A 21,950-nucleotide genomic window follows, 5' to 3' on the forward strand; every position below is an offset into this window, starting at 1 on the left:
TATTATTCCGCTGTTGAACCAGCAAATCCCGCCTTAAAGGCTTCGATTGCTGAATTCATGGCAGCGTCTTCAGGCAAATTCTTTGTCTCAAGGATTGTCTTGAACAAGTCATTAGCATTGGCATCAACATAGGCAATTAATTCGTCTTGGAAACGTTGAATGTCAGAAATCGCAACATCATCAATGTAACCACGTGTCAAAGCATAAAGTACAATGACTTGTTGCTGTACTGGCATTGGTTTGTGCAATGGTTGCTTCAAAATTTCAACTGTACGGCGACCACGCGCTAACTTAGCTTGCGTAGCAGCATCCAAATCTGAACCGAATTGCGCGAAACTTTCTAATTCACGGAACGAAGCCAAATCCAAACGTAATGTACCAGCAACTTTTTTCATTGCCTTAATTTGCGCATCACCACCAACACGTGAAACAGAAGTTCCAGCATCAATGGCAGGACGAACACCTGCATAGAATTGATCAGCATCCAAGAACACTTGTCCATCAGTGATGGAAATAACGTTCGTTGGAATATATGCTGAAACATCCCCAGCCTGTGTCTCAATAAATGGTAATGCAGTCATTGATCCACCACCAAGTTCGTCAGACAACTTAGCTGCACGTTCTAACAAACGTGAATGCAAGTAGAAGACATCACCTGGATAAGCTTCACGTCCGGGCGGACGACGAAGAATTAATGATAATTCACGATAAGCTGTGGCTTGTTTTGATAAATCATCATACACAATCAAAACGTGTTTGCCATTATACATAAATTCTTCACCCATGGCTGCGCCAACATAAGGTGCTAGATATAACATTGGTGCAGGTTCTGAAGGACCCGCATTAACAACAATTGTATAATCCATTGCGCCAAGTTGACGTAACGTCTCAACTTGTGTACGAACAGTTGAGTCTTTTTGACCAATAGCAACATAGATAACAATCATGTCTTGGTCTTTTTGATTCAAAATTGTATCGATAGCCAAAGATGTTTTACCAGTCTTACGGTCTCCGATAATCAATTCACGTTGCCCACGTCCAATTGGAACGAGCGCATCGATTGCTTTAATACCTGTTTGCAACGGTTCAAAAACTGACTTACGTTGCATAACACCAGGTGCTTTAAATTCGACAGGACGTGTCTTGTCTGTTTTGATTTCACCCAATCCATCAATTGGTTGACCCAAAGAGTTGACAACACGTCCAATTAATTGTTCGCCGACCGGCACTTCCATGATGCGGCCAGTACGTTTAACTGTATCACCTTCGCGAATATCATCAAAACCACCAAGAATGATGATTCCAACTTCACTAGAGTCGAGGTTTTGGGCCATACCGAATGTGCCATTAGCAAATTCGAGCAATTCACCAGCCATAGCATTTGCTAGACCATTTGCACGAGCCACACCATCACCAATATAGGTAACAGTTCCCACTTCTTCTACAGTTAGCGTTGTGTCGAACTTTTCGAGCTGTTGCTTAATTAAAGCAGAAATTTCTTCAGCTTGAATAGCCATTATTCTTCCTCACTAACCTAATAATTGTGCCTTCATTTTGGCAATTTTTGTTTGTAAGCTACCATCAATTAAAGTTGACTGTGATTTTAAAATCACACCACCAAGTATGCTTTCATCCACAACATTTTTTAAATTCACATGTTTTGCACCTGTTTTTGATGCAAAAATTGCTGCTAATTTATCCAAACGTGTTTCGTCTAGCGTAACGGCTGTAGTTGCTGTCACATCCACAATACCATTAGCTTCATTGTAACGATCACCAAACGCATCAACCACTTGCGATAAAATATTCAAACGATTATTGTAAACGAGCAGCTTAACCAAGTTCTGAATTGATTCAGAGGCACCGTTTGTCAATGTTTGTAACAGATTATCACGTGAAGCAGGATCAACATCATCAGATGTTACCACCATAACAAAGTTAGGATTGTCGTTTAGAACGGTTTTTATGCCGTTCAAACTTGTCCTAGTTTCTTCTATGTTGTTTTGCTCGCTAGACAATTCAAAAATTGCTTTGGCGTATTGGTCAGCTATATCTTTAAGATTTTTTGCCATCCCAATACTCCTTATTTAGTTTCTAAATCTGAAATGTAAGCATCAATCAATGCTTGTTGATCATTTAACGATAATTCTTTTTGCATAAGTTTTGAAGCAATCGCTACTGATAGCGCTGCAACATCGTTCTTTGCGTTAGAAATCGCGTCTTCCTTGAGCTTTTCAGCATCAGTTTGCGCTTGCTTATTAATTAAAGTAGCACGGTCAGAAGCAGTAGAAATTAATGAATCACTCTGCTTTTGCGCGCTGGCTTTTGCGTCAGCCACGACTTTTGTTGCTTGCTGACGTGTATCTGCCAGTTCACTTTGCCGTTGTACTGCTAATTTTTCAGCATCTTGACGTGCTATCTCAGCACCATCAATATCAGCAGAAATTTTATCAGCACGTTCGTCAAGAACCTTTGTCAATGGCCCGTAAGCCACCTTCTTCAAAATGAGCATCAACAAGAGGAATGAAATGATAATAAACAACATATTACCCAATGGCAATTTATTTGCTGCTAAGGTTGTTAAACCAAACATAATTTTCCTCCACTATATACTTGTGATTACTTGCCCATCAACATGAAGGCGAAGACAATTGACAAAATTGGCATAACTTCAACCAACGCGACACCCAAGAACATACGTGACAACAATCGGCTTTCAAGCTCAGGTTGACGGCTCATGCCTGCCAAGAATTGCGAGATCAAAACACCGTTTCCAACACCACCACCAATAGCGGCTCCAGCGGCCGCAAGGCCCGCTGCGATTACACCAAGATTGTGCAAATCCATGAGATTACTCCTTATTGTATAGCGTTTGGCAGTCCTTGACTCAACTCTATAACGCAGACTATAATTATCAACCCGACTTAACTCGGTTAGAAAACTATCGTCTGTGTCTCAGTCATTAAGTACCACCAAACACGATTCTATTTTAATTGGATGAAACGCTCCCGCGTAATTCACAAACCAACTCGTGTCATACCTTGATTATTGCTAGTCAAACTGTGGCACAAATCTCATTTGCTTAAACACTCTTCATTCATCACCAGACAATTGTGCAATAAATACACCTGTCAAGATAACAAATACGTAAGCTTGTATGCCACCAATAAAGAGTGAGAATCCTTGCCAGACCATTTCAATCGGCAATGCCAACACAGTCACGAACCCATTTAAGTGTCCTGGCCATGCTAAGCTATTGGCCACGAGTGTTAATAACATCTCACCAGCGAAAATGTTACCAAACAAACGCAGTGATAACGTCAAGAAGTTAGCTAATTGTTCAATAATGTTTAGCGGTAACATCCAAGAATATGGTGTGAGTAACATGTTTTTAAGGTATCCCTTAAAGCCAAGTTTTTGAACACCCATCCCGTGTGCTACCATCAAAGACATAATTGCTAACGTCATCGTTACGATTGGGCTTGCTGTTGGTGACTTAATATAAGTTACACCATCAGTGCCCTGCAATTGAAGCAGCAATCCCATTTCGTTAGATACTACAACGAAGAAAAACAACGTAAATGCATACAAACCAAATTGGCGTGCCTGCTTCTTTTGCAATTGTCCAGCAACAATTCCATTAGTAAAATCAAGTAAGTATTCAATAACATTTTGTCGCTTACCTGGTCTTACTGTAGGTCTTCGTGTGAGTACAACCGATACAATCACAACGATTGCCATAGCCAGCAACGTTGAAAGTATCGTGCCCCAATCAAATGTGAGGCCAAGAAACTCAAACGGTGCCGTAGGGTCATCCATGCGCCTTCTCCTTTCTCAATAAATTTGGCGAAATGGTCGTAAACGGCTATTCGTCATAACATATAAACCTATAATACGCCTTTCAAAATGAAATACAACTATTTTATGGCACTTTTTCACAAAGAAATAAGGTGGTGTCAACCAGAGCATTGGTATGCTAGTTTGTAACGGTTGATTATTAAAATCTGCTTTGTATTTAATTATTTATATCCTGTTAAAGTTCTTAATGGATTCAAGTAAAACCTTGATTTTTTTCGAATTTAACTTAACCCTTTCACACTTAGTTCAATGATTGTTAGGGTTTTCGTTTTGTCACTTTCAATAAGCCTGGCTTAATCATATTACAGCTAATATCCCTTAAACTTGTGACAAAACAAACAAAAATCCGATAACACTATCGGATTTTTTACGTGTTTTATTTATTTTTCACTAGCTGCTATTTTTGGTAAAACAAGATTCAAAACAATCCCTAGTAACGTGGCAATAGCAACACCAGAAAAATTAACTTGCGCACCAAGTTGTAGGTGGAAATCACCAATACCTACAACTAAAATAGGTGCCGCAATCATCAAATTACGTTTCTGACTGTAATCAACTTTATTATCGACAATAACCTGCAAACCAGCTGCTGCAATAACCCCATAAAGCATAAATCCAACACCACCAGTTACAGCCCCTGGAATAGTTGAAATCAGTGCTGATAATTTACCTATGAAGCTAAATATTACGGCAAAAAACGCTGCCCCACCAATGACCCAAACAGAGTAAACACGACTAAGTTGCATGACACCAATATTTTCACCGTAAGATGTGACTGCTGGTCCACCAACTAAGCCGGCGACAACAGAAGCTGCGCCATCACCGGTTAAAGTGCGTTTCAAACCAGGATTAGCAAAGAAATCATGTCCTGTAATTTTTGATAACACCATTAAATGCCCTAGATGCTCCGACAAAGTGACCAATGCCAACGGTGCCATACTTAAAATAGCAGCTGGGTAAAATTTAAACCCATCCTTGCCAATAAATGTTTCATAGTCAGGTAGTTGGAACCAGTGTGCTGCTGAAATTGGTGATAAATCGACCAGACCAAATAGCAACGCAACAATGTAACCAAAAATAATGCCTAATAGGATAGGTAATAGACCTAAAAATCCTCTCAAAAACATGTTAAAAGCTATAGTTGCTAATAAAGTAATAAGCGCAACCACAAAAATCTTCCAATCATATTTGCCATTAACTGTTGTTGCTGAACTCGCTGCTGAACTTGCCAAACTCAAACCAATAACCATGATGATTGGCCCAACAACTTCTGCTGGAAAAATAGCATCAATCCATGCCGTGCCAGTAAACGTGATGACGAAAGCCACAATCAGGTAAACTAAGCCAACGGAAATAATCCCCTGCGCCACTGCTGGATAACCAATCGTCTTCATTAATGAAGCCATTGGAATAATGAACGCAAAACTCGATCCCATGTATGCTGGCACTTTACCCCGTGTAATTAACAGGTGAAGTAGGGTTCCCACACCTGAAGTAAACAATGCCACTCCAGGGTTTAGACCAACCAGCAATGGCACCAAAACTGTTGCGCCAAACATCGAGAAAAGATGTTGCAATGATAGACCAAGCCATGTAAAAAATGGTGGTTTATCATGTAAATCATAAATTGCGTTATTTTGTTTCGTTGCCATACTTTTATTGTGCACGCCTAGATTTTCGTACACATCCTCCTAAAATATTCAAAATATGATGCCCAATGACAAAGTTTCAAACATTCTAATTATAAACCAAAAACCCAACATAGTGTTTTACTATGTCAGGTCCTAGGTTTATTTAATTATGGTTTGCGCTGCAAACGCATTGTTGATGCTGAAATATCCACAACAGACTATTGTCTTGCCTCTCGTCAATTCATCACAACTACATCATCGTTATTTGGTGTCCAGACAACCATTTGTCTGCGTTTAATTTTATTATTTGCAGTTGGTGAATCTTTGTAACTCTAGTTAATCACTCAAATCATTTGTCAATGTTATTCCTACTGGAATTTATTATTTATTAACCGTCGTCTACAATATAATAGCCCATGAAGTTTCAATTTCTGTCAAATTGTTTTGCGTCATTCATGGCCTCCTCTTTATTTGTTAACATTATTATATCACATATTGTAAGCGCTTACAATGTATTTAAATAAAAACAGAATTTATGATTTTTTGCCAAATAAATCACTGTTTTATGCCTCAGCATTTACATTTTTTCTTCTAGCACAACATCCGGATACTTATCATGGAACCAATTCATAGCGAATTTGTTTTCAAACAAGAACACAGGTTGATCATAGCGATCTTTTACTAATAAATTACGACTAGAAGCCATTTTTTCATCTAATTGATCTGGTGAAACCCATCGCGCTACTTTTGAACCAATTTGTTCAAATTGAATTTCAACATTGTATTCATTTTCCATACGGAATTGGAACACTTCAAACTGCAATTGACCTACAGCACCAATAATGTACTCACTTCCTTGCCAAGACTTGTAGAGCTGAATCGTTCCTTCCTGCACTAACTGTTCAATCCCTTTGTGATATGATTTTTGTTTCATCACATCTTTAGCAATCACGCGATTAAATAATTCGGGTGTAAATGTGGGTAGATCCGGAAATTGCACCGCTTTTTTACCAGCGTAAATTGTATCACCAATTTGAAAATTACCAGTATCATAAACGCCAATAATGTCACCTGGCACTGCCGTTTGAACATTTTCACGTTCTTCCGCCATAAACTGAGTTACATTTGATAATTTCAATTTTTTATTGTTTCTTCGTAGTACGACATCCATTCCACGATTAAACTCACCAGAGACAATACGGACAAACGCAATACGGTCACGATGACGCGGATCCATATTCGCCTGAATTTTAAATACAAAACCAGTAAATTGTGACTGATCTGGCGTAATTATTTCGCCATCATTTGTTTTAGTAGCAGCAGGTGCTGGCGCATAGATTAAATATTCACGTAAGAATTCTGTTACACCAAAATTAACCAATGCGGATCCAAAAAAGACAGGTGTTAATTGACCGTGTGCAATTGCTTCTTGATCAAAGGCATTCCCAGCGTCTCGTAAAAGTTCCACCTCATCCATTGTTTCTGCAACAATTTCTGGATGTGCAGTTGCTTTTTTAAATGGGACCATTGCGTTTTTTTGTAAATCATAAATGCCTTGCAATATTTGCCCTGAACCAACCGGCCAGTTCATTGGATAAGCTTGAATACCCAAAATTGCTTCCAATTCATCCAGCAGATCTAGAGCTGGTCTGGCATCACGATCAATTTTGTTGAAAAATGTGAAAACAGGTATACCGCGTTGCGCAACAATTTCAAACAATTTTTTAGTTTGTGGTTCAATACCTTTGGCAGCATCAACAACCATGACAACTGAATCAACAGCCATCAGCGTACGATAAGTATCTTCCGAAAAATCTTCATGCCCAGGCGTATCCAAGATATTAATACGTTTACCATCATAATCAAACTGTAAAACAGAAGAAGTCACTGAAATACCACGTTGCTGTTCTATCGCCATCCAATCAGATGAGGCTAATTTATGTGACCCACGGCCTTTGACTGTCCCAGCTTCACGAATAACACCACCATGTAGTAATAGTTGTTCTGTTAAGGTAGTTTTACCGGCATCTGGATGCGAAATAATAGCAAAAGTTCGGCGATTTTTTAATTGTTCTTGAAAGTTTTCCATAATCTTTAGTTTACCTGATATGGCAATGTATCACAACAAAAAAATGAATCATTCTGTGACTCGAACTGATAGCACATCACGACCAGCAATATCCTGCACATCGCGATAGTTATCAGGATAATGTTCATGTATGACTGATAAGTCATCTTTCCCAACTGAAATTGTTTCTTTTAGTATCACCCAAATAACGTCTTGACCAAGAGGTGGCGTTGTCAGAGAACCAATATAACTATAATATGAATGGTTTTTAGGCAACCAATCAGCCAATATTTTTGCATCTATTGTATCCGAAAATACATCTTGAATATGTGTATTAATTGGTTCATTTGACACATCGCCAAATATAGCCAAAACTAAAATGTGGCCTTCACGTCGATATACAAAATGAATTTCGACATCATGACGTATGCCGTCAACAGTATGTTCAGCGCCATCATGAAAATGAAAACGTTCTAATGACCACATCTCTCCTGCAATCATTAATTCACCAGAAACTAAAAATTGCTCGCCTACGATGCGATCATCATATTGTGTCTGCCCATTAAAAGTGAGCACTAAATCAGACGATTTATGGACAGGATATGTGTCTTCACTATTAATTGCAATGGGTGATTGTAGCGGCGTGTCCCCTGCTTCACGCCAATCCTCTTGTTGACTGTAATCTAAGTGTTTCATATGATCCTCGCAAAACATTTATTTTATATTGTATCAAATTTAGACCCGAACATTACTAATTTCAATAAAACGCGTCCACTTGTCCATCATTATCCTGTATAATAAAAATAAGATTGAGAAAGAAAAGTGACTATAATGCAACTTGTAACTGCTTCTGAAATGCAAAAAATTGATACCTATACTGTTAACACGATTGGTATGCCTCAAGATGTACTCATTGAACGGGCAGCCCTATCAGTAATCGACGTCATTGGTGCCGGCCATTTTAATTTAGAACACATTTTAGTGTTAGCTGGACTTGGTAACAATGGTGCTGATGGCGTTGCCATCACGAGACTCTTATACGCACAAGGTTTCAATGTTTCTTTACAATTTGTTGGTAATGTCTCGCGCGCCAAAGAAAGTGTCCAGCGTCAATTGGCTATCATTGAAAAATATGGTCTTGTTCGATCTGAAAAAAGTGACTTTAACGAAGCGACACTCATCATTGATGCTATTTTTGGTACAGGATTGAACAATCTACTGCCCGAAGGATTGCAAAAAATGATCAAAGCTGCTAATCACATCGAAAAAACAGTCATTGCCATTGATACACCCACGGGCATTGACGCAACAACTGGCGAAGTCCGCGGTGCAGCATTAAAAGCACATACGACTGTCACATTTGGCTATAATAAGATTGGCTTAACGCGACGCGTTGGTGGCTATTTATCTGGTAATGTAATTGTGAAAGATATTGGTTTATTAACACCACCAGATTTTTCGTTTTCAGATACAGAAGAAAATCATTCGACTAAAGATGTTTAATAAATGTTCAAAAATAAAATGTTGTCATCTAACCAGATGACAACATTTTATTTTTGAACATTTACAACACTTTTATTTAACAAAGCCAGCAAAACCAAGTAGCAAGAAGATAGCACCAATTGCAATACGATACCAACCAAAAATCTTAAAGTCGTTATTTTGAATGTAACGCATCATAACTTTAATAGCAAAGAGTGCAACAATCCATGATACGACAAAGCCAACTAGCATCACAATGCTTTGCATACCTGTAAATCTGCCACCGTGCAATAGAAATGTCCCAACCTTTAAAATTGTCACGCCAAACATAACTGGGATAGACAAGAAGAACGAGAATTCTGCCGCTACGAATCGTGAGGCACCTAGGATAACCGCACCAAGAATTGTAGCTCCTGAACGTGATGTTCCAGGAACTAAGGACAACACTTGAAACAGACCAATGAACAATGCCAGTTTGAATGTTATTTTATTAAGACTCGTAATTTTTGGTGCAATGTTCTTTTGACGATTTTCGATCCAAATAAAAGCAATACCATAGATGATTAGGGTTGCGGAAACAACCCGGAAATTAAGAAGATGTGCATCCATAAAATCATTGAATAAGAAACCAAATATCACTGCCGGAATGACACCAACAACAACTTTGATCCACAATCGCCAGGTTTGAAAACGTTCCTTTGACGTCTTTTTTTGTGAAAATGGGTTTAACCGATTAAAGTAGAGTTGAATAACCGCAAAAATGGCCCCAAGCTGAATGGCGTAATCAAAAACCGCTGTAAAACTATTCGTCCAAACGTTGCCGCTAGGTATCCTCATCAAAGCCTCTGCCAGAATGATGTGTCCAGTAGACGATACTGGTAAGAATTCGGTAATGCCTTCGACGATACCAATAATAATTGATTTTAATATATCTAACATATGCTATAGCTTATGTGAGCAGTCATCAGGCTTATTTAGCCTAGAAAGCGTCACGTTTCCTTCCAATTTAACTCCCTTTATTCTATACTATATTGCAACGTTGTGCCACAATTCGCTGGTTTTCAAAAAAGTATTGTAATTTAAAAATTCACATGGTATTATATTATATGTTGTAAAAAATAATTGTTTGGACAGCTAGCTCAGTTGGTAGAGCAACGGACTCTTAATCCGTGGGTCCAGGGTTCGAGCCCCTGGCTGTCCACTAAGTTAAACCAGTAGAAATACTGGTTTTTTTAATGTCTATATCGCACAAAAATAACCGAAGCAACTGCCTCGGTTATTTGTTTATAAACTAATATATATACTGGCAAACATTAAACCCGCACCAACTAAGACAAACACATGCCAATAGACATGTCCCATTGGAATTTTTGGTACCAGATAAAAAATAGTGCCCGCAGAATATGTCAGTCCTCCAGCGACTAAGAGCCAGAAAGCAACTGGAGACAAGATACCCCACAAAACTGGCATCGCTAAGACGATTAGCCAGCCCATGACCATGTAAATTGTGACAGATACCCACGGCCAACGACCGACAAAAAATAAATCATAGGCAAATCCCGCTATCGTCATCGTGAGAATTGCGCCCCAAATTGCCCAGCCTTGCCACCCTTTAATCAGCAACCAAGTGTATGGCGTGTAACTTCCTAAAATAACCAAATAAATACCAGCGTGATCAAAAAACTGAAATAATTTAGCAGCACGTGTAAATATCAGAGAATGAAAAAGTGTTGAAGCGAGTAAAAAGAAGCCAATTGTACTAATATATATCACAATGGCTGTCATTTCAAAAGCTGTTACAGGTCGTCTTAACACATGAAAAATCAAGGCAATACCAGCTATTACAGCTAAGAAAAATCCTAATCCATGCGTTACAGCGTTTAAAACCTCGTATGTAATTTGATAACGTTTAGATCGTTGCATTTAGTTGTCCCCATAAATCAATTTATTGTTAATATTATAACATGATTCCCTGTTTTATTAATCATAAAAACCCCATAACTTTTTCAGCTATAGGGTTATTGATTGCGGATTTTAAATAAGTGTCTCCCAATCACGAGCCCATATGAGCCCCATAGCACCATCACCAGTGTGCACACCAATATAAGCACCAATTACACCACGTTCAAACTTAACTGTTGGATAATCATGTTGTAATTCCTTCAACCACTTATCCCCCAATTTAGCATCATTTCCATCTACCACAATGACTCGAACTGGAAAATCAACTTGCATTAAGTATTGATCAAGTGCTGTCTTAATTTCTTTTAGCGCACCACTCATTTTACGTGCCTTACCAACAGCACCTATTTTGCCTTCATCTTGAATATCCATCGACAAAATAGGCTTAATGTTAAGCAAACCACCGACTAACGCTGCGCCACGTGACAAACGACCAGTACGTTGTAAGTGTGAGATATCATTAACTACAAAACGCACATCAAATGTTTTTTGTAAAGTTTCTAACGCTATTATGATATCGTCTAATGTTTTGCCGTTTTCTGCCATGACTGCTGCCATGACCGATTGCATACCAGATCCCATCACCGCAAACTTGGAATCCCACACACGCACATCTGACAGCCCATCATAGGATCCTGCTACAAGATTTGCTGTCTGATAAGCACCTGATATGCCTGAAGAGATTGGTATAATTAGCGCTTTATCGTAGCCCGACGCCTTGGCAACACTTAAAACCTCTTCCCAGTCACCCGGAGCCGGTTGAGACGTTGAAGCCACCATTTTTTTATCTTTCATCATCTTAACTAATTCACCAAGATCATGAATATCAACTGTTTCTTTATAAACTTCTTCCCCAAAAATAATCGGGTCATTCACTTGGAAAATATGATAGCGATTACGAATTGTCGCTGGTATTGCTGATGCTGAATCACTAATTATTGCTATCTTAGACATTGTTTTTTCTCTCCAGAATGAACGCATCATGAATTGCGTTCTCGTTAAGCCATTGTACCAAATATGTTGACTATGATAACACCCATATAAAAGCAAAGCATACCACCAATTAATTGTATCATTAGATATCTCAATTGCTTATTAAACGGCAATTGAGCGCTTTGCACCATCATCGTACTAAACGTTGTAAACCCGCCTAATAATCCCACAGACCAAAATCCGTTCAAAGCTGACAGCTGTCCACTAGCAAACACGATTCCCATGCCAAGAGCACCGACCGAATTAATGATCAAAATTGCTGTAAAATATGATGATTGCACTGGCCAAATCATAATAATTACGTATCGCAGCATGGCGCCAAGCGCTGCACCAACAAAGACTGATAATAAAGTCATTTAATTACCTCATCGAATTGTTTTCCTATTTTTCGGCCAATGTTAACCATGATAATGCCACCAAAAATAGTAAAGAAAACATAGCCACCCGCGATAAGATAGTTATGACTCGCTAATTGATTGATTTGTAAAATCATTGCGCTAAATGTTGTAAACCCACCGAGAATGCCTGTACCAATAAAAGGTGGCCAAAGTGATAATTGTTTGCTTACTTGCGATATGTAGACGCCAAATATTGCTAGTAATAATGCACCCAACCAATTAATAACCATTGTTATGAAGAACATGTGCCCAATTATTGGGATTAAACTCAATATATAGCGCATACTACCACCAATGCCACCGCCTAAACCAACAATTACCAATTCAATTAAAAAGTTATGCTGTCTTTCCATAACTATTATTCTATCAAGTTTAGATATAATGAGCAAAAAAAGAGTTTCACCCTGTCTTATTATAATTAGCTGCTAATACACTACAACGATGAATATTGCTTTTTTATAGTGAGCATGTAACAATTAAAATACTGATTTCATTCGTTTTTCCAGACAAAAACTTACATCAACGCTATAGGGGACATCTATGTTTACATATTATATATTACCAACAATTTATATCATATTACTTTTCATCTTCTCATTGCTAAAACCTGTTCGTTTTGCAATCACCGCTAATGAGTTTCAAAGCCTCATGATGAAATCATTATTACTGGCACTTCTTGCTATGACTATTGCAGATAGTGGTTTAACACGTTTTTATGGGTTATGGTTTAACGTCACATTACTATTTTCAATTGGGCGTGTCATATCACGAATTAAAAAAAATAATGGATAACCTATTTTAAAAAAATGCATCAATCATGAACCATGACGTTCTGAACTGATGCATTTTTAATTAATATAAATAGCTAGAACGCCATTAACTATGCTGCGCAATGAATCATTGCTTACTATTTAAACGACATCTCTCTAGAATGGTAAGTAAGAATTAGGAGGAATTTTTTATGACATTCGGTAATCATTTAAAAAACGTGCGATTGCAAAAAAACTTAACCCAAGATCAAGTGGCCAAGGATTTTTTTGTGACGCGACAAACAATATCAAGTTGGGAAAATGAAAAAACTTATCCTGATATTACTAACTTAATTAATTTAAGTGACTATTATCATATTTCATTAGATACATTATTAAAGGAGGACGCTGGACTTCGTGACCATATTGAGAAAAAAGATGTATCACAAAGTCTCAAGCCAGTAAAAATCAGTTTACTAGGTATTGATGTGATTCTAGTATCAATCTTGTTATCAAATTTACTAAATTGGATTCAAATTAACAGTATCGTCATGTCGTTAATTTTGATAATAACTTCCTTGACAGCTGTGGCACTTAATAATATCAATAAATTCGACGAAACATATCACCTCAACCTGCAACAAGCTTGGCAAAAATATTTATCTGGTGATTATGGTTTGTTATATACAAGCATTATTCCTATCATATTCATTTTACTAGGTATCATTGTCATCTGTCATGAGAATAGCCTTAGTGGTCTTTACCCGATAATCATTGGTTTTGTTATTTTTATCGTGTTAATAATTCGGAAATTAAAAAAGTATTAAGGGCTATTGGAGCAAGTCAAAAAAGTCCCGCAGTTATCATCCGTATTGCTTTATTAGGTGATATTTTTTATTTCAATCCTAAATTTTTTTCACATGACTAGTAAACCACCAAACAATCCAGTTAATAAAAAACTAATGACTAAAAATTATGAAGTCTCTGCTAAATCACAAGTTTTCCCTACATAGGTGATGTGAAAGTACTTTTCTAGCATTGATATAGTAAAAAGTGATTATACTGCTAAATATATAGCAATATAATCACTTTTTATCAGAACAAAAATGTCTATTGACTATCATGAACATCACCCACTAACTGAATAACATAAAAGGTCATCATTTTGTGTTGCATGCTTAAATTAATTTTTGAACAATTTTATCGAAAACTTTTGCTGGCAAAATGGTGTGCAAAAACACTGAGAATTTGGCACCATAGCCGACAAGATAGCGGGCACGTGGCCGTTTGCTTTCAACTGCTTTAACAATAGTGCCGGCAATAACGCTTGGATCGGTTAGTTTATCTGAACTATAAAGTTTATGCATGCGATCTGCAGCTGCTAAAGCGTGTTCACTATATGCTGTATTTTGCGATGTGTCTCTGAGATGCTCTGCCGCAATAATACCCCAATCCGTTTTAATACCACCCGGCTCTACCAAGACAACCGCCACGCCAAAAGGCTTAACCTCCATGCGCAACGCATCACTAAAGGCCTCTAAAGCATACTTTGTGGCATGATACCAAGCACCCATATATGTCGTCACACGTCCTGCCATTGATGAGATATTAATGATTTTACCAGCATGCTGTTCACGCATATAAGGCATCACTAATTGTACTAACCTTGCTACACCAAATAGGTTCGTGTCAAATTGGCGCTTAGCTTCTTCAAGTGTCACATTTTCGATAGCACCATATGAACCGTAACCAGCATTATTAATCAAAACATCAATGCGCCCTTCTTGGTCAATAATTTTTTGCACAGCCTGATTGATTGATATTTCGTCAGTCACATCCATTTCAATCGGTGTAATACCCAATACTGACAGCGACGCCATTTTTTCAACACGACGCGCCGCCCCATAAACTTTATAATCTAATGATGCTAATAGCTCTGCTGTTTTGTATCCAATACCACTACTAGCACCTGTAAGTAAAACTATTTTTTTAGTTGTCATTGTTCTTACTTGTCCTTCACTATGAATGACCCCATTTTATCATATCATGATGACTAACGTACGCTTGACATGTTTGGCAATAGTTTTATTGATAACACAACTCACATTAAATATTTTTTCAGAGCTTTCTGTGCAATTTCAAAACTGAATTTTTTAGCATTTAGCGGAACAATAGTGCCATTTTTATCAAAAAAAACACCCGATAACTGTTTGATATCTGGGCTCATTGCCAAATATTTGCCAACTGGCACCGCTGTATTAGTCAATGTCTTCGTGTAATCCATTAATTCACTACGGACATCCCCAGGGAAAAAACTATTCACAGTTGTCGATTGCGCTTTCAATTGATTAGCTAATACAAGCATCAAAAGCGTCTTATGTGTCACTAACCAAGCCGCTCTTGCCAAAATATTATTTTGTGTATCACAAACCGGTACAAGGTTAATTACTTTGGGATTACCTGTCACGATTAAGATACGGCTATTAGACAAAACATCTCGCAAACCTAAAGTTAAATAGTAATGTGACAATAAATTACTATTTATGTTTTCACTAGCCGTACGTGGCATAATCCCTGCGCTATGAATCAAAACATCAATATGAGGGAAAATTGACTTAATTTGCGCGATCACTAACTGACGATCAGATTGTTTAGACAAGTCCCCAATGACAGTCTTGACATGGCTACCTAAGTTATTTCGAACAATCGTAGCTTTGTTTTTGTTCCGACCAATAATAATGATATTATTTTCTTGAGCCAGATCCTTGGCAATTGCTAACCCAACGCCAGATGAACCGCCTGTTATAACAATATTTTTCATAAATGCCTTTCAAAATACATGGTTAACCACCGACAAAATTGTCTAATGCACAAAAGTATCATAAGCAATATTAATAATTTTAGGTTGTTGCCCTTGACAGCCAACAACTGCTTTAGCAATGCGTAAATGAATGCGCTGTGGCAAAAATGGTTCGGCTAAAAGCGCCAGATAAGCATCAAAAGTCCAAAATCCTGTTAAATTATCAAAATAATCATTAACATCATTAGATAGTGGTTGATTAACATGAACACACGTTTCCAGAATGCGTTTAAAAACTTGTTCTTGTCTCAATAAAATCGCACGACGATTTAACTCATTTAAAATAGTTTCTAAAACAACTGGGTTATTTTGAAATTCATATGCTTTTTCAGCCATTTCATTAACGACAAACTCAGTAAACATGGGTGCATGACATAAATCTTCTAATGTTAACGACATGGCACTCAAAATCTTAATCATACTGCTGAATTGAATGTCTGTTTGCCCTCTTTCAAATTTAGAAATAACACTATGTGACAACCCTGTTACTTGTACAAGATCATTTGCCGATACACCGCGTGACTGACGCATTTCGCGAATTAAACGACCTAAATTTTGTATTTCTGAAAATGTATTATCTACCATTATTACCCGACTATTCCCCTTTAATTGCCCCAACTATTATACAAGTTATCTTTGTTTTATATGATTATTATACACGCCAAGCATACAAATAATTTTGATTTTTCTTATAAGAAATATTCCTAATAGTCATGTCAAAAAATGTTAATTAACATTTTTAAAACTACCCGTACCTATTTAACTTGCCTTTATAATTATTAAGTTTATATTAAATTGAAATCCAATAATAAAAATCATTAAAATTGGTCTATACCATTTAAATTAGAGGCGACTTTTTAACGCTCAATGTACACCCTCTCTTCTTTTATTTGGTATACATCTGTAATTTAATACGCTACACAAAGTCTCTAGACACAAACTATGAAAGCGTTTACAATTTAAATATAAGGAGGATTATACTATGAATAATAAAATATCGTTTTGGCTGGAAAAATATTTGCAGCCCGTTGGTGCTAAATTAGCTGCCAATAAACCACTTAATTCTATACGTGATGGTATCGCGTTGAGCATGCCGCTAGTCATTGTAGGATCAATGGCATTACTAATTGCCAATGGCTTTTCTATCGACCCATTTAAAAACTGGTTAATGACAACTGGGATATTCGATTGGCTCGTTAAAATCATTAACGCTAGCTTCGGATTAATGGGATTAGTAGCAGCATTTGGTATTGCTTATCGTTATGCTGAATCTCATGGAACAGATGCTCTGTCGGCTGGTATTCTTTCCCTAGCTAGTTTTTTCCTGGTTACACCAGATTTAATAACTTCTGGTAGTACGCCTCAAACAGGTATTTCTTATACCTATCTAGGTGCCTCGGGATTATTCGCTGCAATTCTCATTGCCTTGATTAGTACGGCTATTTTTAACTGGTTCGTGAAACGAAATATTCAAATTAAAATGCCTGATGGTGTCCCCCAGCAGTGTCAAATTCCTTTGCTGCTTTAATTCCTGGTGCCGTTATTTTGATATTTTGGGGACTAGTCTATGCTGGCTTCAAAATGACATCATTTGAAAATATTCATCAAGTGCTTCAAGTTATTCTTGGCAAGCCATTAGGCGCGTTCGGTGGTTCGCTGGCAGGTGCCATCATCGTCAGTTTCATTACCTCATTACTATGGTTCATTGGTATTCATGGTGGTAATATTACTGGTGCCATTATGAGCCCAATCTGGTTGGCACTCATGGGTGAAAACCTAAAAATCTATCAAAATAACCCTTCTGCAACGATGCCACATATTGTCACTCAGCCATTTATGGATTTCTTTGTCTACATGGGCGGTGGCGGCGCAACATTAGGACTTGTCTTGGCTATTTGGTTAATTGCTAAATCAAGTAGATATAAAACACTAAAGACTTTAATAACACCACCCGGCCTATTTAATATCAATGAGCCTACAATGTTCGGTATTCCCATTGTTTTAAATGTTAGTTTGCTCATTCCATTTATCTTAGCTCCTATTTTAAATGCAATTATCACATACATCACCATGGCCACTGGTATCGTTCATGCGACAGTTGGTGTCGTTGTGCCTTGGGTTACTCCCCCTATTATTTCAGGATTCCTCGCTACTGGGTCACACATATCTGGATCAATATTGCAGATAGTGCTAATAATACTAGATATCATCATATACTTACCTTTCGTAAAAAATATTGATAGATTGGAGCTTAAAAATGAGCAAGCAAATTGAAAAAGGAGCCCACTATGAGTGAATTAGGTATTTCGATTTATCCCTCTAAAAGTTCTTTTGATGAGATGCAATCCTATCTCACCCAAGCACGCGAGTTAGGATATAAAAAGATCTTCACGTCACTGCTAGAAGTCACAGGCGATACAGCTACTGTCGTTGACCACTTTAAAAAAATCATCCAATATGGCAATCAAATCGGCATGCAAATTTGTATTGACATTAATCCAAAGTTATTTAAGCAGCTGAACATTGACTATTCAGATTTGAGTTTTTTTAAAGAATTAGGTGTCACCACTATTCGACTAGATGAGGGATTTACAGGATACGAAGAAGCCAAAATGACTTTTAATCCTTGGCATTAAAAATAGAAACGAATATTTCACGCGGCCAGCACTATATCGATATGGTTTGTGATTTTGGTGCAAATACTAAAAATCTTAGCGGTTCACATAATTTCTATCCACAAGTGCGTACAGGCCTTCAAGAAAATTACTTTAAAGATACTGCCAAAATGTATAAAGCACATAATCTAGAAACCTCTGCCTTTATTGATGGTGACACAGGAAAAGTTGGTCCATGGCCCGTTTCAAATAAAATGGTTTCAATGGAAATTCAACGTGACATGTCTGCTGCCAGTCAAGTTCAACTCATAAAGCAGACAAACCTAATAGATAATATATACATTAGTAGCTCACTCTTAGAATTAGAAGAACTATCAGCTATTAAAGCAGCATTTTTAAGTCCTTATCCCGTATTAGAAGTTAGCTTGAATCCAAATATCTCTGACGTTGAACATCGTATAGCTATAGAAGAATTACAGATGTTTAGAGGCGATTATTCAGGTTATATGATTAGATCAAGTCAATCACGTATTAAATATCGTGATGCCGAAATTATGCCCAATAATCTAGACAATGTTCAATTCGGAGACATTGTCATTGGCAATAGTAGCTTTGGTCAATATAAGGGTGAATTACAAATTGCCCTCCAACCTTGGGAAAACGATGGACATTATAACGTCGTTGGCAAAATAGATGAAACAAATTTGGCTATTTTGAAAACACTTAAACCTTGGCAAACATTTAAATTAATCAACAATTAAGGAGAAATCATGTCTAAAAAAAATTATTATGTTAGCTTGCGCTGCCGGTATGTCAACATCACTGATGGTTCAAAAAATCCAACAAGCTGCTACAGCGCAAAATAAAGAATACGATATTTTTGCAAAATCAACCTCTGATATCGACTCACAATTAAATTCTGATAAAGTACCAAACGTTGTATTATTAGGTCCTCAAGTATCTTATCTTAAAAAAGATATTCAATCAAAAACTGATTCTAAGAACATTCCAATGGCCGTTATGCCTATGATAGATTATGGTACTATGAACGGTGAAAACATACTTAAGCTTGCCGAAAACCTGATGGGAGTTGAGTAATATGGATGATAACTATTTGAACGTCGTCATGGGCATCATCATGAATGCTGGCAATGCAAAAGGATTAGCTCATGAAGCACTTGAAGCCGCTAAACTTAATGACTTTGAAAAAGCAGATCAATTAATGACAGAATCTAGCCAAGCGTTAGCAGAGGCACACAATGTCCAAAGTGATATGTTAACCAAAGAGGCGCAAGGCGATCATACTGAGGTCAATCTATATATGGTTCATGCACAGGATCACTTGATGACCGCTATTACCTATCAAGATCTGGTAAAAGAATTAATCACATTATACAAGAAAAATATGAATTTCGCTTAAACGCAGATAATTTTGTCAACATTATTGGATGTTAAAATTATCATTTATAAAAATTCAATACTAGGTTATTTAAATTGTAAAAAACCTTAGTATTGAATTTTTTTATGATCAACATTGTAACCATGAAACACATTATTTTAACTGTTTCTTAAATATTTCCTCCAAATAACGACAATTGTCAACATTAATTTTGTTATTATAATGAAAAGTGGTATTATTTTATGAATAATATTACGGAGGACACATGGACACAAATCATAATAAAAAGATCGGACTGTTTCAGCTCATTATGCTAGGCCTAGGGTCACTTATCGGATCTGGTTGGTTATTTGGTGCTTGGGAGGCTTCAAAAATTGCCGGCCCCGCATCAATCATTTCTTGGGTAATTGGTGGGATCATTATTGGTACGATCGCTTACAATTATATTGAACTCGGAACGATGTTTCCACAATCAGGTGGCATGAGTAAGTACGCGCAATATACCCACGGCTCGCTGCTTGGCTTTATTGCCTCATGGGCAAACTGGATATCATTAATTACATTAATTCCTATCGAATCAGTTGCAGCGGTTCAATACATGAGTTCATGGCCTTGGTCATGGGCCAATTGGACGCAAAATTTCATCTCAAACGATTCAATTACAACAGCCGGTTTACTCGTTGTGTTTGCATTTATTGTTATTTTTACGTTACTCAATTATTGGTCTGTCGCACTATTAACTAACTTCACAAGTGTGATTTCTATTTTCAAAATTGGCGTACCTATACTAACAATATTTATGCTCACATTATCAGGATTTCACCCTGCAAATTATGGGACTAACCTGCACGAATTCATGCCTTACGGTACGGCACCTATATTTGCAGCAACGACAGTATCAGGTATCATATTCTCATTTAACGCTTTTCAAACAGTGATTAATATGGGTAGCGAAATTGAAAATCCCAAGCGTAACATTGGACGTGGCATTGCCTATTCTCTTATTATTAGTGGTATCTTATACATTTTACTGCAAAGTACTTTCATTACATCACTCAACCCAGCTATGATTGCTAAAAACGGTTGGCATGGTATTAACTTTTCATCGCCCTTCGCTGATTTGGCTATTTTGTTAGGTATTCATTGGCTTTCAGTGCTGCTATACATGGACGCTTTTGTGTCCCCTTTTGGAACTGGTGTGTCTTTTGTGGCATCTTCAAGTCGAACTTTGGCAGCAATGGTGTCAAACAATCACATCCCAAAATTTGTAGGTAAAATAAACCAACAATATGGCACACCACGTATCGCTATGGTTGTTAACGCTATTTTGAGCATGCTTATGGTGTCAATTTTCAGATCATGGGGAACACTTGCCAGTGTTATTTCAACATCAACATTAATTGCTTACTTAACCGGCCCAGTGACTGCTGTTTCATTGCGTGAAATGGCACCTGAATTCACAAGACCATTTCGTGCTAAATTGTTAAAATACATGGCCCCCTTATCTTTTATACTCGCATCTCTGGCTACTTATTGGGCTATGTGGCCTACAACCGTGGAAGTTATTTTAGTGATTCTGTTAGGGCTACCTTTTTACTTCTATTATGAATGGCAACACGGTTTTAATAAAACCAAGCGCGCTTTCAAAGGTAGCTTTTGGATGATTGGTTACTTAATTTTCATTTCTATTATGTCCTACATCGGATCAAAAGAATTCAATGGTCAAAACTGGATTCATTATCCGCTGGATTTTGTTTTCATTATTGTCGGTTCCCTTCTCTTTTTCTATTGGGGAACTGTTAGTTCAGTTATGACAAAATACTTTAAACAAGCACAACGTGTTAACGCAAAAGTTAAAAAATAATCAGAAAAGTTAAAAGTATACTAAAATACCGGACAAAATAAAATTTGTCCGGTATTTTAGTATACTTTTAA

At 37.3% G+C, this 21,950-nt stretch carries 24 protein-coding genes, 1 tRNA gene and 1 pseudogene; 10 read left to right on the top strand and 16 right to left on the bottom strand.

Annotated elements, in window-relative coordinates; genetic code table 11:
• Positions 1–2 precede the first annotated feature (2 nt).
• The 8 genes from atpA to LEGAS_RS08960 form a co-directional block, all read right to left on the bottom strand.
• A complete protein-coding gene (gene atpA, locus LEGAS_RS08925; protein WP_010381883.1) occupies positions 3–1,517 on the bottom strand; it encodes a F0F1 ATP synthase subunit alpha in 1,515 nt (504 codons plus the stop codon).
• 12 nt (positions 1,518–1,529) lie between these two features.
• On the bottom strand, positions 1,530–2,072 hold the full coding sequence (gene atpH, locus LEGAS_RS08930) for an ATP synthase F1 subunit delta (protein ID WP_013232010.1): 543 nt from the start codon (positions 2,070–2,072) through the stop codon (positions 1,530–1,532).
• A gap of 11 nt (positions 2,073–2,083) precedes the next feature.
• On the bottom strand, positions 2,084–2,593 hold the full coding sequence (gene atpF / locus LEGAS_RS08935; protein WP_010382571.1) for a F0F1 ATP synthase subunit B: 510 nt from the start codon (positions 2,591–2,593) through the stop codon (positions 2,084–2,086).
• 26 nt (positions 2,594–2,619) lie between these two features.
• Positions 2,620–2,847: a F0F1 ATP synthase subunit C gene (atpE, locus tag LEGAS_RS08940; RefSeq protein WP_010016495.1), complete on the bottom strand. Its 228-nt coding sequence runs from the start codon at positions 2,845–2,847 to the stop codon at positions 2,620–2,622.
• 246 nt (positions 2,848–3,093) lie between these two features.
• Positions 3,094–3,819 carry a F0F1 ATP synthase subunit A gene (atpB, locus tag LEGAS_RS08945; RefSeq protein ID WP_013232011.1) on the bottom strand — a complete coding sequence of 242 codons (726 nt, stop codon included), beginning with the start codon at positions 3,817–3,819 and terminating at the stop codon, positions 3,094–3,096.
• A gap of 419 nt (positions 3,820–4,238) precedes the next feature.
• Positions 4,239–5,510 (bottom strand): solute carrier family 23 protein, encoded by a 1,272-nt coding sequence (locus LEGAS_RS08950; RefSeq protein WP_013232012.1) that lies wholly within the window; start codon positions 5,508–5,510, stop codon positions 4,239–4,241.
• 556 nt (positions 5,511–6,066) lie between these two features.
• Positions 6,067–7,578, bottom strand: a complete 1,512-nt coding sequence (locus LEGAS_RS08955) for a peptide chain release factor 3 (protein WP_013232013.1) — start codon at positions 7,576–7,578, stop codon at positions 6,067–6,069.
• 48 nt (positions 7,579–7,626) lie between these two features.
• A complete protein-coding gene (locus LEGAS_RS08960) occupies positions 7,627–8,253 on the bottom strand; it encodes a carbonic anhydrase family protein (RefSeq protein WP_013232014.1) in 627 nt (208 codons plus the stop codon).
• Between the two features lie 135 nt (positions 8,254–8,388).
• Between LEGAS_RS08960 and LEGAS_RS08965 the strand changes: the two genes are divergently transcribed.
• On the top strand, positions 8,389–9,060 hold the full coding sequence (locus LEGAS_RS08965; RefSeq protein WP_010385385.1) for an NAD(P)H-hydrate epimerase: 672 nt from the start codon (positions 8,389–8,391) through the stop codon (positions 9,058–9,060).
• A 72-nt stretch (positions 9,061–9,132) separates the two neighbouring features.
• Here the strand turns inward: LEGAS_RS08965 and LEGAS_RS08970 are convergent, their stop codons facing one another.
• Positions 9,133–9,978 (bottom strand): undecaprenyl-diphosphate phosphatase, encoded by an 846-nt coding sequence (locus LEGAS_RS08970; protein ID WP_010385387.1) that lies wholly within the window; start codon positions 9,976–9,978, stop codon positions 9,133–9,135.
• Between the two features lie 189 nt (positions 9,979–10,167).
• On the opposite strand from LEGAS_RS08970, the gene LEGAS_RS08975 reads away from it, so the two are divergent.
• Positions 10,168–10,240 (top strand) — tRNA-Lys (locus tag LEGAS_RS08975).
• A gap of 83 nt (positions 10,241–10,323) precedes the next feature.
• Here LEGAS_RS08975 and trhA read toward each other — a convergent pair.
• The 4 genes from trhA to LEGAS_RS08995 form a co-directional block, all read right to left on the bottom strand.
• On the bottom strand, positions 10,324–10,962 hold the full coding sequence (gene trhA, locus LEGAS_RS08980; RefSeq protein ID WP_010385389.1) for a PAQR family membrane homeostasis protein TrhA: 639 nt from the start codon (positions 10,960–10,962) through the stop codon (positions 10,324–10,326).
• 111 nt (positions 10,963–11,073) lie between these two features.
• Complete coding sequence (locus tag LEGAS_RS08985; RefSeq protein ID WP_010385391.1) at positions 11,074–11,955, bottom strand: DegV family protein; 882 nt, start codon at positions 11,953–11,955, stop codon at positions 11,074–11,076.
• 44 nt (positions 11,956–11,999) lie between these two features.
• On the bottom strand, positions 12,000–12,350 hold the full coding sequence (locus LEGAS_RS08990; protein WP_010385394.1) for a fluoride efflux transporter FluC: 351 nt from the start codon (positions 12,348–12,350) through the stop codon (positions 12,000–12,002).
• A complete protein-coding gene (locus tag LEGAS_RS08995; protein ID WP_010385396.1) occupies positions 12,347–12,745 on the bottom strand; it encodes a fluoride efflux transporter FluC in 399 nt (132 codons plus the stop codon). Before LEGAS_RS08995 ends, LEGAS_RS08990 begins: the two co-directional genes overlap by 4 nt.
• 187 nt (positions 12,746–12,932) lie before the next feature.
• Between LEGAS_RS08995 and LEGAS_RS09000 the strand changes: the two genes are divergently transcribed.
• Both LEGAS_RS09000 and LEGAS_RS09005 read left to right on the top strand, forming a co-directional pair.
• Positions 12,933–13,184 (top strand): hypothetical protein, encoded by a 252-nt coding sequence (locus tag LEGAS_RS09000; RefSeq protein WP_013232015.1) that lies wholly within the window; start codon positions 12,933–12,935, stop codon positions 13,182–13,184.
• 169 nt (positions 13,185–13,353) lie between these two features.
• Complete coding sequence (locus LEGAS_RS09005) at positions 13,354–13,968, top strand: helix-turn-helix domain-containing protein (protein WP_013232016.1); 615 nt, start codon at positions 13,354–13,356, stop codon at positions 13,966–13,968.
• A 351-nt stretch (positions 13,969–14,319) separates the two neighbouring features.
• Here LEGAS_RS09005 and LEGAS_RS09010 read toward each other — a convergent pair whose 3' ends face one another.
• The 3 genes from LEGAS_RS09010 to LEGAS_RS09020 all read right to left on the bottom strand — a co-directional run bounded on the left by LEGAS_RS09010 (position 14,320) and on the right by LEGAS_RS09020 (position 16,586).
• The gene (locus LEGAS_RS09010; protein WP_013232017.1) at positions 14,320–15,141 is read right to left on the bottom strand and encodes an oxidoreductase; all 822 of its coding nucleotides are present in this window, start codon (positions 15,139–15,141) and stop codon (positions 14,320–14,322) included.
• Between the two features lie 101 nt (positions 15,142–15,242).
• Entirely contained in the window at positions 15,243–15,962 is a 720-nt protein-coding gene (locus LEGAS_RS09015) for an SDR family NAD(P)-dependent oxidoreductase (protein ID WP_013232018.1), read from the bottom strand.
• A 42-nt stretch (positions 15,963–16,004) separates the two neighbouring features.
• Positions 16,005–16,586, bottom strand: a complete 582-nt coding sequence (locus tag LEGAS_RS09020; protein WP_010385405.1) for a helix-turn-helix domain-containing protein — start codon at positions 16,584–16,586, stop codon at positions 16,005–16,007.
• Positions 16,587–17,115: 529 nt separating this feature from the next.
• On the opposite strand from LEGAS_RS09020, the pseudogene LEGAS_RS09935 reads away from it, so the two are divergent.
• The 6 genes and pseudogenes from LEGAS_RS09935 (at position 17,116) to LEGAS_RS09050 (ending at position 21,879) form a co-directional block, all read left to right on the top strand.
• Positions 17,116–18,275, top strand: a pseudogene (locus LEGAS_RS09935) (PTS sugar transporter subunit IIC).
• Between the two features lie 14 nt (positions 18,276–18,289).
• Positions 18,290–18,637 carry a MupG family TIM beta-alpha barrel fold protein gene (locus tag LEGAS_RS10330; RefSeq protein WP_013232019.1) on the top strand — a complete coding sequence of 116 codons (348 nt, stop codon included), beginning with the start codon at positions 18,290–18,292 and terminating at the stop codon, positions 18,635–18,637.
• Between the two features lie 41 nt (positions 18,638–18,678).
• Entirely contained in the window at positions 18,679–19,377 is a 699-nt protein-coding gene (locus LEGAS_RS10335; protein ID WP_013232020.1) for a phospho-sugar glycosidase domain-containing protein, read from the top strand.
• A gap of 28 nt (positions 19,378–19,405) precedes the next feature.
• Complete coding sequence (locus LEGAS_RS09040; protein ID WP_013232021.1) at positions 19,406–19,714, top strand: PTS sugar transporter subunit IIB; 309 nt, start codon at positions 19,406–19,408, stop codon at positions 19,712–19,714.
• Between the two features lies 1 nt (position 19,715).
• Complete coding sequence (locus LEGAS_RS09045; protein ID WP_010385414.1) at positions 19,716–20,036, top strand: PTS lactose/cellobiose transporter subunit IIA; 321 nt, start codon at positions 19,716–19,718, stop codon at positions 20,034–20,036.
• Between the two features lie 244 nt (positions 20,037–20,280).
• Entirely contained in the window at positions 20,281–21,879 is a 1,599-nt protein-coding gene (locus tag LEGAS_RS09050; protein WP_010385416.1) for an APC family permease, read from the top strand.
• The last annotated feature ends 71 nt before the right edge of the window (positions 21,880–21,950 follow it).

Source organism: Leuconostoc gasicomitatum LMG 18811 (genome assembly GCF_000196855.1).
GTDB lineage: Bacteria > Bacillota > Bacilli > Lactobacillales > Lactobacillaceae > Leuconostoc > Leuconostoc gasicomitatum.